General features: G+C 66.3%; 11 protein-coding genes. 8 read left to right on the forward strand and 3 right to left on the reverse strand.

Annotated features, from left to right (window positions below; translation table 11 throughout):
* Positions 1 to 22 precede the first annotated feature (22 nt).
* The 8 genes from cobA to ACLBXN_RS00715 all read left to right on the forward strand — a co-directional run bounded on the left by cobA (position 23) and on the right by ACLBXN_RS00715 (position 9035).
* Positions 23 to 847: a uroporphyrinogen-III C-methyltransferase gene (gene cobA / locus ACLBXN_RS00680; protein WP_447610802.1), complete on the forward strand. Its 825-nt coding sequence runs from the start codon at positions 23 to 25 to the stop codon at positions 845 to 847.
* Positions 848 to 993: 146 nt separating this feature from the next.
* Positions 994 to 2436, forward strand: a complete 1443-nt coding sequence (locus tag ACLBXN_RS00685; RefSeq protein WP_447610804.1) for an NAD-dependent succinate-semialdehyde dehydrogenase — start codon at positions 994 to 996, stop codon at positions 2434 to 2436.
* A 166-nt stretch (positions 2437 to 2602) separates the two neighbouring features.
* Entirely contained in the window at positions 2603 to 4657 is a 2055-nt protein-coding gene (locus ACLBXN_RS00690) for a TonB-dependent receptor plug domain-containing protein (protein ID WP_447610805.1), read from the forward strand.
* A 5-nt stretch (positions 4658 to 4662) separates the two neighbouring features.
* Positions 4663 to 5544: a substrate-binding domain-containing protein gene (locus tag ACLBXN_RS00695; RefSeq protein WP_447610806.1), complete on the forward strand. Its 882-nt coding sequence runs from the start codon at positions 4663 to 4665 to the stop codon at positions 5542 to 5544.
* A 19-nt stretch (positions 5545 to 5563) separates the two neighbouring features.
* Positions 5564 to 6115, forward strand: a complete 552-nt coding sequence (locus ACLBXN_RS00700; RefSeq protein ID WP_447610807.1) for a DUF2478 domain-containing protein — start codon at positions 5564 to 5566, stop codon at positions 6113 to 6115.
* Complete coding sequence (locus tag ACLBXN_RS00705; RefSeq protein WP_447610808.1) at positions 6109 to 7161, forward strand: iron ABC transporter substrate-binding protein; 1053 nt, start codon at positions 6109 to 6111, stop codon at positions 7159 to 7161. The genes ACLBXN_RS00700 and ACLBXN_RS00705 overlap by 7 nt, the downstream gene beginning before the upstream one ends.
* A gap of 15 nt (positions 7162 to 7176) precedes the next feature.
* Positions 7177 to 8280: a FecCD family ABC transporter permease gene (locus ACLBXN_RS00710; protein WP_447610809.1), complete on the forward strand. Its 1104-nt coding sequence runs from the start codon at positions 7177 to 7179 to the stop codon at positions 8278 to 8280.
* On the forward strand, positions 8280 to 9035 hold the full coding sequence (locus tag ACLBXN_RS00715; RefSeq protein WP_447610810.1) for an ABC transporter ATP-binding protein: 756 nt from the start codon (positions 8280 to 8282) through the stop codon (positions 9033 to 9035). The genes ACLBXN_RS00710 and ACLBXN_RS00715 overlap by 1 nt, the downstream gene beginning before the upstream one ends.
* Positions 9036 to 9040: 5 nt before the next feature.
* Here the strand turns inward: ACLBXN_RS00715 and ACLBXN_RS00720 are convergent, their stop codons facing one another.
* The 3 genes from ACLBXN_RS00720 to ACLBXN_RS00730 form a co-directional block, all read right to left on the reverse strand.
* The gene (locus tag ACLBXN_RS00720) at positions 9041 to 11035 is read right to left on the reverse strand and encodes an FUSC family protein (protein WP_447610811.1); all 1995 of its coding nucleotides are present in this window, start codon (positions 11033 to 11035) and stop codon (positions 9041 to 9043) included.
* Positions 11032 to 11517, reverse strand: coding sequence for a MarR family winged helix-turn-helix transcriptional regulator (locus tag ACLBXN_RS00725; protein WP_447610812.1), 486 nt, complete (start codon positions 11515 to 11517; stop codon positions 11032 to 11034). Before ACLBXN_RS00725 ends, ACLBXN_RS00720 begins: the two co-directional genes overlap by 4 nt.
* 181 nt (positions 11518 to 11698) lie before the next feature.
* Positions 11699 to 12787 (reverse strand): YeiH family protein, encoded by a 1089-nt coding sequence (locus tag ACLBXN_RS00730; protein ID WP_447610813.1) that lies wholly within the window; start codon positions 12785 to 12787, stop codon positions 11699 to 11701.
* Positions 12788 to 13036 lie beyond the last annotated feature (249 nt).

Raw genomic sequence — 13036 nt, forward strand, 5'->3', positions numbered from 1 at the left:
CAATGCATATGAAAGGCCAGCCATGACAAACAGCCATGCCACTTCCCTGCCGGCCGTGGGCCGCTGCTATCTGGTCGGTGCCGGCCCCGGCGATCCGGAACTGCTCACGCTCAAGGCGCTGAGACTGATCCAGTCCGCCACGCTGCTGCTGGCGGACGACCTGGTGTCTGCCGACATCGTGAAACTTGCCAGCGCAAGCGCCCGCATCGTTCACGTGGGCAAGCGCGGCGGGCGCGAGAGCACCTCGCAGGAGTTCATCGAAAAGCTCATGATCATGGCAGCCCGCCAGGGCGAGCTGGTGGTGCGCCTCAAGGGCGGCGACCCTTTCATCTTCGGCCGGGGCGGCGAGGAGGTCGAGCATCTGCGCGCAGCCGGAATCGCCGTGGAAGTGGTCAACGGCATCACCGCAGGGCTGGCCGCTGCCACCAGCCTGGGCGTGCCGCTGACGCATCGCGACCATGCCCATGGCGTGGTGTTCATCACAGGTCACGCCAAGCCAGGCAGTGCCGGCCATGACTGGCAGCTGCTGGCCGGCACGGCCCGCATGCTGGGGCTGACGCTGGTGATCTACATGGGCGTTGCAACTGCTGCAGTCATCCAGCAGCAGCTGCTGGCTGGCGGACTGCCGGCTACGACTCCCGTGGCCCTGGTCCAGAACGCCAGCTTGCCCGCACAGCAGCAGATACTGACCGATCTGGGGCAGATGACGCAGGCGCTGGCATGCAGCGGACTGGGCAGCCCCTGCGTGTTCGTGGTGGGCGAGGTGGTCGGCCTGGCCGCATCGTCGGAAGCCGGCCTTGACGGCCTGCTGGAGCAGGTGCAACTGCGCCGCGCCGTGGGTGCATAAAGGCCGATTGCTGACAGCTGTCTCCCTTTTGTCTGAGTGCCGAGCCTGCATGACTAGAATTTGTCCGGTAACCCCTGAACATTTGTCACACCCGGCCTCGTCAGTCTGCAGGGGGATAGCGGCGGCCGACACCTATGAGTCATGCGATGAGCACTGCATATCCCGATACCCAGCTTTTGATCGACGGTCAGTGGCAGGACGCTGCCAGCGGCAAGAAAATTGATGTGCGCAACCCTGCAAGCGGCGAGGTGATTGGCCGTGTGGCCCATGCCGATATCGCCGACCTGGACCGCGCCCTGGCGGCGGCCGACAAGGGCTTTCAGGTCTGGCGCAAGGTGTCTGCCCATGAGCGCGGCGCCATCATGCGCCGTGCCGCAGCCCTGCTCAAGGAGCGTGCCGACGAGATCGCCGCGCTGCTGACGCAGGAGCAGGGCAAGCCGCTGGCCGAGGCCAAGGTGGAAATCATTGCCGGCGCCGGCATCATCGAATGGTTTGCCGACGAGGCTCTGCGTGTCTATGGCCGCATCGTGCCTTCGCGTCGCCCCGAGCAGCAGCAGCTGGTGATCAAGGACCCCGTGGGCCCGGTCGCCGCCTTCACGCCCTGGAACTTCCCCGTCAACCAGATCGTGCGCAAGATCGGCGCGGCCCTGGCTTCGGGCTGCTCCTTCCTGGTCAAGGCACCCGAGGAGACTCCGGCTTCCCCTGCCGCCCTGCTCAAGTGTTTTGTCGATGCAGGCATTCCTGCCGGTGTGGTGGGCCTGGTCTATGGCAACCCCGCACAGATTTCCGAATATCTGATTGCCCACCCCTTGATCCGCAAGGTGACCTTCACGGGCTCCACGGCCGTGGGCAAGCAGCTGGCAGCGCTGGCCGGCCAGCACATGAAGCGTTCCACCATGGAGCTCGGCGGTCATGCCCCCGTGATCGTGGCCGAGGATGCCGACGTGCAACTGGCCGTCAAGGCCGCTGGCGCCGCCAAGTTCCGCAACGCGGGCCAGGTCTGCATCTCGCCCACGCGCTTTCTGGTGCACAACAGCGTGCGCGAGGAGTTCACGCGCGCCATGGTGGCCCATGCCGAGGCATTGAAGGTCGGCAACGGCCTGGAGCAGGGCACGCAGATGGGCCCGCTGGCCAACCCGCGTCGCGTGACCGCGTTGACCCAGCTGATCCAGAACGCCGAGCAAAGCGGCGCCAAGCTGATGACGGGCGGCGCATCCTTTGGCTCGGCCGGCAACTTCTTTGCTCCCACGGTGCTGGCCGACGTGCCTCTGACGGCCGATATCTTCAACCAGGAGCCTTTCGGTCCCGTGGCGGCGATTCGCGGCTTCGACAAGATCGAAGATGCCATTCAGGAGGCCAATCGCCTGTCCTATGGTCTGGCCGCCTATGCCTTCACGCGTTCGCTGAAGACGACGCACCTGCTGTCGCAGGATGTGGAAGCCGGCATGCTGTGGATCAACCAGCCTGCTTTGCCATCGGCCGAGCTGCCCTTTGGCGGCATCAAGGATTCGGGCTATGGCTCCGAAGGCGGCCCGGAGGCGCTGGAAGCCTATCTGGTGGCCAAGGCCGTGGCGATCAGCTGCGTCTGAGTCTGCAAGGCGTCTGATGCAAGGCCACCCCCGGGTGGCCTTTTTCATGGGGTGTGTATGCCGTGCGGCTTATGGAGACTGTTTGCCTATCGTTATTCCATAAATGAATAGCGGTGGCTAGAATCGACGGTTTTTTTACATTCGACAACAAATTCCAGCACGCGCCATGCCATTGCACCCCACGGTTTCCCAGATCCATCCTCCGAGTTTTGTTCTTCGCCGCAGTTGGTTGTGGGGTGCGCTGGCCATCGTGCCCATGGGCACGGCTTGGGCCCAGGTGGCAGCTGCGGGCGCAACCGAAGCCACCAGCCAGACTTTCACGCTGGGCACGGTGGAAGTCAGCGCGCGGCGCGAGGCCGAGGAGCCCGGGGCCGGTGACATGCAGCGCGTCAGCAGTGCCGAGATGGAGCGCATCAATGCCAGCACCGTGGCCGATGCCGTGCGCAATCTCCCCGGCGTGAGCCTGTCACGCAACAACCGCAACGAGGAAATGATCAGCCTACGGGGCTTCGACTCGCGTCAGGTGCCCATCTTTGTGGATGGCGTGCCGCTGTATGTGCCCTATGACGGCTATGTGGATCTGGGCCGCTTCACCACCTTCGACCTGGCCGAGATCAATGTAGCCAAGGCCGGTGCCTCGCTGCTGTACGGCCCCAATACGCTGGGCGGTGCCGTCAATCTGGTCACGCGTAAACCGGTCAAGCCCTTTGAGGGCGATGTGCGCTTGGGTGTGGGCAGCGGCGGCGAGCGCAGGGCGAGCTTCAACCTGGGCGGTAACCAGGGCAGCTGGTACTACCAGCTGGGTGCCTCCTACCTGGATGCCGACAGCTTTCCTCTGCCCCGGGGCTTCAGGGATTACAAGAAACAGCCCACCGATACCGGCAACAACCGCGAGAACGCGGACCTCACCGACAAGCGCCTGTCCTTCAAGCTGGGACTCACGCCCAATGCCACGGATGAATACGCCATCGGCTATGTGCGCCAGGAAGGCGAGAAGGGCAATCCCGTTTACACCGGTCAGTCCACGCAGAAGAACGCCGTGCGTTACTGGCGCTGGCCCTACTGGGACAAGGACAGTCTGTATTTCCTGAGCACGACCCGTCTGAACAGCAGCAATGTGCTCAAGACGCGCCTGTACCACGACACCTACAAAAACGGTCTCGACATGTACAAGGACGCCAGCTACACGGCCCATGATCCGACCAGCAGCTACAAGGATGTGAGCAAGGGTGCCAGCGTTGAGTGGATCAACTATGCCTTCTCCGGCCACGAGCTGCATGCGGCCTTCCACTACAAGCAGGACGAGCACACCGACGCGGCCTCGGGCAAGGACCCGCAGAAGCACTACCGCGATGTGACCACCTCGCTGGTGCTCGAGGATCACATCGCCCTGGCCGAGCGCTGGCGCCTGACACTGGGCCTGAGCCACGACCAGCGCGACGCCAAGCAGGTCTACCAGTGGCCCACCGGCTCGACCAGCGCCACCAACGGCCTGGCACGCCTGAGCTATGCGCTCACGGCCCAGGGTGACGAGGTCTATCTGATTGCCTCGCACAAGACCCGCTTTCCGACCATCAAGGACCGCTATTCGGCACGCATGGGAACGGCTCTGGCCAACCCCGATCTCAAGCCCGAGGTGGCCAACCATCTGGAGCTGGGCCTGAGCGGCAAGCCTTGGCAGGGCGGCAAGGGCCAGGCGGCACTGTTCTACAGCCGGGTGCGCGACCAGATCCAGACCATGGTCGTGGACTCCACGGCCTGCGGCGGCAAGACCTGCAACCAGGCGCAGAACGTGGGACGCACGCGCAATGTCGGTTTTGAGGTGTCGCTGGCGCAGCAACTGTCGGCCCAATGGGCTTTGCATGCGGGCTACACCTATCTGAGCCGCACCAATCTCAGCGACCGCAGCATCATCTTGACGGACACGCCGCGCCAGCGCCTGACAGCGGCCCTGCAATGGAACCCGCAGGCCCAGTGGCAGCTGCGCGCCGAGCTGGAGGCCGAGCAGGGCCGCAAGGTGCCGCTGTCGGCCAGTGGCCAGGCACAGGTCTATCAGATGTCCGGCTATGGCGTGGTCAATCTGCGCGCGCGCTATCTGCCACGTCCGGACACCACGCTGGACTTCGGCGTGGCCAATCTGGGCGACAAGTGGTATCAGCTGGCCGACGGTCTGCCCATGCCTGGTCGCAGCTGGTACGTGAACCTGGGATACCGGTTCTGATGGCCATGGAAAACCTGCTTCGGACATCGCTGGCGCGCCGTGACTGGCTGCGCAGTCTGGCTGCCCTGGGCATGGTCGGCGGTCAGGCCCTGGCGGCGCGAGCACAACCCGCTTCGGACGCCGGCGTACAGGTGGCGGCCGTGGGCGGACTCGTGTTGTGCGGCGTATGGCCGTGCGTGGCAGAGCAGGCCAGCCAGGCCCTGGCCATGCCGGTCACCACCGTGGCGGCAGCACCCAAGGAGGGCGTGGTGCCCGCCTTCGCGCGTGGCGAGGCGCAGATGCTGCTGATCCACGCCAGCGACGAAGCCATGGCACTGGAGGCCAGTGGCATGGCTGGCGCCGCGCGCGTCTGGGGCTGGAACGAGCATGTGATTGCTGGCCCCGCTCATGACCCCGCCAGCGTGCGTTCGGCCGCTGACGGCACGCAGGCGCTGCGGCGCATTGCCGAAACCGGCTCGCCCTTCATCGCGCTGCGCGATCCTGGCAGCTATACCGTGGTGCAGCGCCTGTGGCGGCGCGGCGGCATACGCCCCGATGCGCGCTGGCTGCGCGCCGACACCGGCCCGCGCCCGCAAGCCGTGCTGGAGCTGGCGGCGCGGGAGCAGGCCTATGCCGTGGTCGGCCATATTCCCCTGGCCTTCGGCAAGATGGGCGCCCCCGGCATAGAGTTGCTGCTGCATGGCGATCCGCTGATGCGCAGACCCTATGTGCTGCTCACGCCGGGGCCGCGCCATCCGGCCACGGCAGCGCAGCGCAGGGCGGTCAGCCATCTGGCCGACTATCTGCTCTCGGACGCTGGGCAACAGATACTCAAGAATGCCAATGGCAGCGACGGCACCTGGGTGTTTGCGCGCGACAGCGTGCCTGCGGGCATGAGTGCTGGCTAGAGATCGTCAAAGGACCTGTATGAGCTCCAACTCCAACGTGTCGCCACTGGCGGCGCTGATCTACCCTGATGACCAGCACGATATCGAGGTCTTGCTGGAGAGCGTGGCACGGCGGTTGCAGCAATCGGGCCGGAATGTGGGCGGGCTGGTGCATCACCAAAGCCACTATCCCAATGGCAACAAGTGCATGCGTCTGCTGGACCTGCGCAGCGGCCAGCAGTTCGAGATGACCGAGGACCTGGGGGGCAGCTCAAAGGCCTGCAGCCTGAACCCGCAGGCCCTGGCCCAGGCCAGTGTGGTGCTGCGCCAGGCCTTGGTCGATGGTGTGGAGCTGGCCGTGGTCAACTGCTTCGGCCAGCTCGAAGCCGCTGGCGGCGGCTTTGTCCAGGAGATCGCTGCCTTTGTCGAGGCCGGCATTCCCTTGATCACGGTGGTCGCAGCCCGGCATGAGGCCGGCTGGCAGGAATTTACCGGCGGCGCCTTTGTCGGCCTGCCGGTGGATGAAGAAGCCGTGCTGTGCTGGTGCTTGCAGCAGTTGCAAACTCAGTGCACGGAAGACTTGCCATGCTGACACGTCGCCAATGGCTGCATGGAGGCGCAGCGGTGCTGGCTTCCAGCCTGTACCAGGGTGCGTTATGGGCGCAGGACGGTCGCTCCGTCATCGCCGCTCGATTCGGCTCGCTGCCCGCACGGCCGGGCCGCGTTTTCGCTTCAGGTCCGCCGGCTGGCGTGCTGCTGGCCGCGCTGGCGCCGCAGCAGTTGCTGGGCTGGCCCATGCAGCTCGGCGACGCGGCGCGCGCCTATCTGGGCCCGCATTTGCAGTCCTTGCCCTATCTGAGGCGCCTGTCGGGGCGCGGCAGCACGCTGCCGCTGGAGAAGCTGCTGGCGCTGCAACCCGATCTGGTGCTGGACTCCGGCACCTCCGATGCCACCCATGTCTCCGCCGCCGAACGTCTGGCGCGCCAGACGGGCCTGGCATGTGTGCTGGTACAGGGCAGCCTGCCCGAGCATGCGCGCCAGCTGCGTGAGGTCGGTGCCCTGCTGGGCGCAGCCGAGCGTGGCGAGGCCCTGGCCGGATATGCAGACGAAGTTGCCAGGCTAGTGCGCGCCGTGACCGCAGGGCAGGGGGAGCAGGCCAGGCCGCGCGTCTATCTGGGGCGCGGCGCCAACGGCCTGGAAACCGGGCTGGCCGGCTCCATCAATGTAGAGGTGATCGACTACGCTGGCGGCCGCAACGTGGCAGCCCAGGCCGGTACGGGTGGACTCACGCGTGTCTCCATGGAGCAGATCCTGGCCTGGGACCCCGAAGTCATCCTGACACAGGAGGCAGGCTTTGCCGAGCGCGTGCGCCAGGACCCCTTGTGGCGCGGCGTCAGCGCCGTGCGCAGCGGTCGTGTGCACTGCGCGCCCGTGCTGCCCTTCGGTTGGCTGGACGGCCCGCCCAGCGTGAACCGGCTGATCGGCGTGCGCTGGCTGCTCGAAAAGCTGCATCCGGGCCGGCTCGCACGGCAGGACGCAAAGCCCCTGGAGCAGGCAGTGCGCGAGTTCTATGCGCTGTTCTATGGTGTCCAGCTGTCGCCGGTGCAATTGCGGGCGCTGCTGGACGCCGCGCGTTGAAGGCATGGTGCCTGCATGAAGTCCTTTGATTCCGGACCAGGCTGTGAGCGTAGCCAAGGTGCTGCTCCGAGGGCGGACGCCAGCCAGTGCCGCCGGCGCGGTCGGGTGCGCCGGAACCTGGGTTGGTGGGCGGCCCTGGTCTTGCTGGTTCTGGTGCTGCTGTGGGCGCTGGGCTCGGGCCAGTTTGCGCTCGCGCCGGAACAGCTGGCCGAAGCGCTATGGGCACGAGCCACGGGGGCGGCGTCGCCGCTGCCGCCAGCGGCCGAAACCGTGCTCTGGAACATCAGGCTGCCGCGCATCGCAGCCGGCATGGCGGTCGGTGCGATGCTGGCAGCGGCCGGTGCGGCCTACCAGGGCATGTTTCGCAACCCGCTGGTCTCGCCCGACATTCTGGGTGTTTCGGCCGGAGCGGGCCTGGGGGCCGTCGTCGCCATCTATCTGGGCCTGTCGATGTTTGCCGTGCAGTGGCTGGCCTTTGGCGGTGGGCTGGTCGCCGTGGCTGTCGTGGTGGCCATCAGCGCCTGCGTGCGCAGGCACGATCCGGTGCTGGTGCTGGTACTGGCCGGTATTGCACTGGGCGCCTTGCTGGGCGCCGGCATTGCCCTGATCAAGACCCTGGCCGACCCGAACACCCAGCTGCCGTCCATCACCTTCTGGCTCATGGGCGGGCTCTCGGCAGTGACGCTGCAGGAAGTGGCTACCACGGCGCCTGTGATGCTGGCGGCCCTGTTGCCCTTGCTGCTGCTGCGCTGGCGCATCAATCTGCTAGCTCTGCCCGATGAGGAAGCGCGGGCTCTGGGCGTGCCGGTCGGGCGGCTGCGCCTGGTGCTGGTGGTTTGCGCCACCCTGGGCACGGCGGCGGCCGTATCGCTGGCCGGCATCATCGGCTGGGTCGGGCTGGTGGTGCCGCATGTGGCGCGCCTGCTGGTCGGTCCCGATTTCGTGCGACTGCTGCCGGCCTCGGCTCTGCTGGGTGCGGGCTTTGTGGTGGCAGCCGATACGCTGGCCCGCACCATGGCGCGTATCGAGCTGCCGCTGGGCATTCTGACGGCCCTGGTCGGCGCACCTTTTTTCCTGTATCTGCTGGCCCGCACGGGTCGCCGCGAAGGAGAGGGCTGATGGCGGTGCTGGAGTTGCAAGGGCTGCGCACAGGCCACGGCCGCCGCGTGGTCAGCGAAGCGGTGGATCTGTCCATTGCCGCCGGCGAGGTGCTGTGTCTGCTGGGCCCCAACGGCTGTGGCAAGACCACGCTGTTTCGCACCGTGCTGGGCCTGTTGCCGCCGCTGGCGGGTCGGGTGCTGGTGCAGGGGCAGCCGGTACAGCACTGGCCGCGCGCGGAGTTCGCGCGCCGCGTTGGCTATGTGCCCCAGGCCCAGGCCGGGGTGTTTGCCTTCGAGGCGCTGGACATGGTGCTCATGGGCCGCGCCGCGCGCCTGCCGCTGCTGGCCAGGCCCTCCGGCGCGGACCGGGTCATGGCGCTGGCCTGCATGGAACGGCTGCAGATTGCCCATCTGGCCGCACGCCGCTACACGGAGCTCAGCGGCGGCGAGCGGCAGCTGGTGCTGATTGCGCGCGCGCTGGCGCAGGAGCCGGCGCTGCTGGTCATGGACGAGCCCACGGCCAGCCTGGACTTCGGCAACCAGATCCGCGTGCTGGAGCAGATCGAGGCGCTGAGCGCCCAGGGCATGGCCATGCTGTTGTCCACCCACCAGCCCGAGCACGGCTTGCGCGTGGCCAGCCGGATTGCTCTGCTGGGCCATGGGCGGCTGCTGGGCGTGGGCGAGCCGCGCGCCGTGGCCACGCCCGCAGCGCTGGCTGAGCTCTATGGCGTCAGCGAGGCGGCGATTGCTGCCCATCTATCGGGCGGCCGCTGAAGCGGTCAGCGCAACGCGGCGCTGGAGGCAAAGAAGGCCGGATGCTCGCGGATGTCCTGGGCAGCCAGCCGCAGTTGCAGCGCCTGCTCGGGCTGGCGCTGCTGTATGCGCCGGGCCAGGCCTTGCAGCAGCGGCACGGCCCTGGCGGGAGCACTGGGCAATTGCTGCAGTCTCTGCAGCGCGCTGCGCACACCGCGCAAGGTACTCTCGGACAGTAGCAAATCCGCCTGCAGCTGGTGCAGGATCAGCACGGCCTTGCCCACCCGCAGCGCGGCCAGACCGCAGTCGGCTGCGTCCTGCACGGCCGGTGCGCTGACTTTTTCGGAGGCGCGCACCAGGCGCAGCAGGCGGTGGTAGAGGCGGGCGCGCCACACGCGCACGTCGCGGGCGTGCACCGGGGCGGAAGCCATGTCCTGCAGCTCGTGAAACATCATGGCACGCAGGCCGTTGAGCCTGCCTTGCGCGGTGACGGGCAGGATGAAGCGATAGGCCGCCCAGCCAGCCAGCGGGCCGGTGACGATGGCAAACGCCATGGACAGCGAGTGGCCCACATCGAGCTGGTAGGGGAAGTGTGGCGACAGCGCCAGCAGGATCACCATATTGCAATCGAAGCCGTACAGCGTGGTGCGGCGGTGGCTGAGCAGCAGGGCGCCAAGAAAGATGAAGGGCAGCATCATCAGTACCATCTGCAGCTGGCTGTTGGCAAACGGCCAGGCAAACCACTGGCATGCCAGCGCCACGCCGGCGCCCATGGCCTGGCCCAGAATCACGAAGCGCATGGTGAAGACCGGGTTCTCGAACGAGGAGAACACGGTGATCATCACCGACAGGCCCAGCAGCATGTAGGCGCCGCCGTGCCAGCCTGTGATCACCCAGACCAGGCCGACCAGAAAGATGGCGCTGAAGGCCCGCAGCATGGCCCGGCGCGCGCCCACCCAGTCGCTGTGCAGGACCACGGGCAGCTGGCGTGCGCGGTGGTGGGCCGGCAGCCTCAAGTCGCTGGCGGCCACAAAATGGGCCTGCAGGGCCAGGCCGATATTGCCCAGGATTTCCTCGGCATGGCCCCAGCCGGCGGCAGCGCTGCGGGCTGTGGCTATGGCGTCGATGGCGGCCAGCGGTGCGGGCTGGGTTTCCAGCAGCTTGGCGGCCTGCTCCAGCGCGGCCGTCATGATCCGGGCCTGCTCGGCCGTGAAGGCGGGGGTCAGGGTCTTGCCCGTGCTGTCGCGCAGCCAGAGCAGGGCCGAGATCTGGGTGTTGATCAGGCGGCGCAGCGCCCGCACGGCGCGGCGCGAACGCTGCGATCCGGCGGCATGCGGGTCCAGCCCTTCTTCGATGGCAGCCATCACGGCCAGTCGCTCGGCCAGGTCCCTGGGGCTGAGGGCGCTATGGCCGCTGGCCGTGGCCTGTGCCGCATCGGCGATGTCGCGCAGCAGGCGGGCGCAGAGTCGCCGTACCCTGCCGTCGCCGGGGATTTCAGCGCCCACGGGCGTGAACAGCCAGCCCACGACGAGGGCGGCGGCCACGCCGGTCAGCGCGGTGAACAGGCGATCCCAGCCCAGCGCGTAGACATGGGCGGGGTTGCCGTTGTCCAGCAGGGCCACCATGGAGGCCGAATAGCCGGCCAGCATGGTGCCGTAGGAGGCAAAGCTGCGCTGCAGATTGCCCAGGCCCGCGCAGATGCCGATCCACACCGCCAGCCCCGTGACCAGCCACAGCAGATCGCCATTGGCCACCAGTACCAGCACCACGCCGGCGGCCGTGCCGACCAGCGTGCCCGTGGTACGGAAAAAGCTTTTCTCCAGCAGTTGGCCACGCAGCGGCTGGGAGGCGGCCCAGACCGTCATGCCCGCCCATTGCGGATGTTCCAGCCCCAGGGCCCAGGCCGCGAACACGGCAATACAGGCTGCAAAAGCCGTGCGCAGATGCTGGCGCAGGCGGGCGCTGTCAAAGCCCCATCGCGTGGCGCTCTCCAGCAGGCGGTCGTAGGCAACCACGCTCATGCGCGCTCCTCGGGCTGGACCTGGGCTGAGCGCTGCTCGTGCATCTGCTCGATACGGGCGCGAATCTTGTTGACGCCATCCAGCATGGCTTCGATCTCGGAGTCCTCAAGGTCCTGCAGCAGACTGAGTTCTGCCTCCAGCATGGTGGCGCGGACATGGTCCACAGCGCCATGGCCTTCGGCCGTGAGAAAGATGCGCTTGCTGCGGCGGTCGGCCGCATCGGCGCGGCGCTCCACCCAGCCCTTGCCTTCGAGAATGTCGAGCAGACGCACCAGGCTGGAGCCGTCCAGGCCCACGCGCTCGGCCAGCTCCTTTTGCGTCACGCCGTCACCCCAGGCGCGCAGGTGCAGAAGTGGCGTCCAGGTGGCGTCGGTCAGGCCGCTGGCGGCCAGCTGTTCTTCGACAAAACGCCGCCATTGGCGGGTCAGGGTGACCATGAGAAAGCCCAGGCGGTCGCGAGAGGGAGCATCGGCAAAAGACATGGCCGAATTTTGATGTTTATTCAATTAATTTGCAATTCAAATTAATTGAATCTGCATTTATGGCAAGGGTATTCCCTGGTTTGTGAGAAGCAAAAAAAAAAGAGAGCGCCATGCGCTCTCTTTCAATGGGTTTCAGCCCTGTTTATGTTGTATTTCTAATCCAGTAAAGCGCAAGCCGCTATCAGAAAAGTGTAGGAATCCAGAGATTCAATACCAGGCCGGCGACCAGCAGCCAGACGAACAGCGCCAGGGCCAGAATCAGCGGTTTGGTGCCGGCAGCACGCACGGCGCGGATATGGGTGGTCAGTCCCAGGGCGGCCATGGCCAGGGCCAGCAGTGCGTTGTCAAGCTGAATGCCGACGCTGACTGCTTCCTTGGGCAGCACGCCCAGGGAGTTGACGCCGGCCATGGCCACGAAGCCCACGGCAAACCAGGGAATGGTGATCCGGTTGCCGGGCTGGCCGTCGTTCACGCCCAGGGCCCGTTCGCTGCGTGTCAGCCACATGGACAGCACCAGCAGGAAGGGCGCCAGCATCATCACGCGCACCATCTTGGCGATCACGGCCGTATCGGCGGCCTGGCTGCCGATGGCTTCGCCGGCGGCCACGACCTGGGCCACCTCATGCACGGTGGAGCCGACGAAAACGCCGTATTGCTGCATGCTGGTGTCTATCCAGCCGTACTCGGCATTCCAGTGGAACAGCGCCGGGTAGAGAAAGGTGCCGATGGTGCCGAACACCACCACAGTGGCCACGGCCACGGCCACGTCCTCTGCGCGGCCCTTGACCACGGGCTCGGTTGCCAGCACGGCGGCAGCGCCGCAGATGGAGGCGCCGGCCCCCACCAGCATGGTGGTGCGCTTGTCCATGCCCAGCAGCTTCTGGCCTATCCACTGCGCCAGCAAAAAGGTGCTGGACAGCACCAGCGCATCGATCACCACACCGGCCATGCCGACCTGGCCGATGTCCTGGAAGGTCAGGCGCAGACCGTAGAGCACGATGCCGGTGCGCAGCAGGCGAGCCTTGGTGAAGGCGATGCCGCTGGCACACTGGCTGGCGATGGCCGGATAGACGGTGTTGCCGATCAGCAGACCGATGATGATGGCCAGCGTCAGCGCGCTCAGGCCGTTGTTCTTGATGGCCGGAAACTGTGCGGCCCAGGTGGCGACGGCAGCGATGGCACCTGCCAGCAGCAGGCCGGGAATCATCCCGCCGGTCTTGTGCATCCAGCCTTGCGAGGGTGCGGAGTTTTTCAGTGTTGTAGTGTTCATCGTGACCTTTCGCAGCAGGCAAGACAACAGGTCTGATTGCCGGCATGGAGATCACTTTAGATTTCTTGGTTATATTTGTATAACTAATAGTTTTTGTAAGATCAACCTATAAAACAGGTAGATTGGGCTTTCTGGCGCCTGCAATCCGACTCAATCATTGACGGCATGAGTCGCTGATGGAATGGCCGGGCTGTCCGTTTTCTGCTGGCAGGCAGGGGCTAACGGCGAGCCTGCTCTCATCGATACGAA

The organism is Comamonas sp. C24C (genome assembly GCF_053345995.1).

Bases quoted from the DNA above. Each gene is read 5' to 3' on its own strand.
- ACLBXN_RS00715 (WP_447610810.1), top strand. From the start codon at position 8,280: ATGGCGGTGCTGGAGTTGCAAGGGCTGCGCACAGGCCACGGCCGCCGC.
- ACLBXN_RS00730 (WP_447610813.1), bottom strand. From the start codon at position 12,787: ATGAACACTACAACACTGAAAAACTCCGCACCCTCGCAAGGCTGGATG.
- ACLBXN_RS00700 (WP_447610807.1), top strand. From the start codon at position 5,564: ATGAGCTCCAACTCCAACGTGTCGCCACTGGCGGCGCTGATCTACCCT.
- ACLBXN_RS00725 (WP_447610812.1), bottom strand. From the start codon at position 11,517: ATGTCTTTTGCCGATGCTCCCTCTCGCGACCGCCTGGGCTTTCTCATG.
- ACLBXN_RS00690 (WP_447610805.1), top strand. From the start codon at position 2,603: ATGCCATTGCACCCCACGGTTTCCCAGATCCATCCTCCGAGTTTTGTT.
- ACLBXN_RS00705 (WP_447610808.1), top strand. From the start codon at position 6,109: ATGCTGACACGTCGCCAATGGCTGCATGGAGGCGCAGCGGTGCTGGCT.
- ACLBXN_RS00720 (WP_447610811.1), bottom strand. From the start codon at position 11,035: ATGAGCGTGGTTGCCTACGACCGCCTGCTGGAGAGCGCCACGCGATGG.
- ACLBXN_RS00685 (WP_447610804.1), top strand. From the start codon at position 994: ATGAGCACTGCATATCCCGATACCCAGCTTTTGATCGACGGTCAGTGG.
- ACLBXN_RS00695 (WP_447610806.1), top strand. From the start codon at position 4,663: ATGGAAAACCTGCTTCGGACATCGCTGGCGCGCCGTGACTGGCTGCGC.
- cobA (WP_447610802.1), top strand. From the start codon at position 23: ATGACAAACAGCCATGCCACTTCCCTGCCGGCCGTGGGCCGCTGCTAT.
- ACLBXN_RS00710 (WP_447610809.1), top strand. From the start codon at position 7,177: ATGAAGTCCTTTGATTCCGGACCAGGCTGTGAGCGTAGCCAAGGTGCT.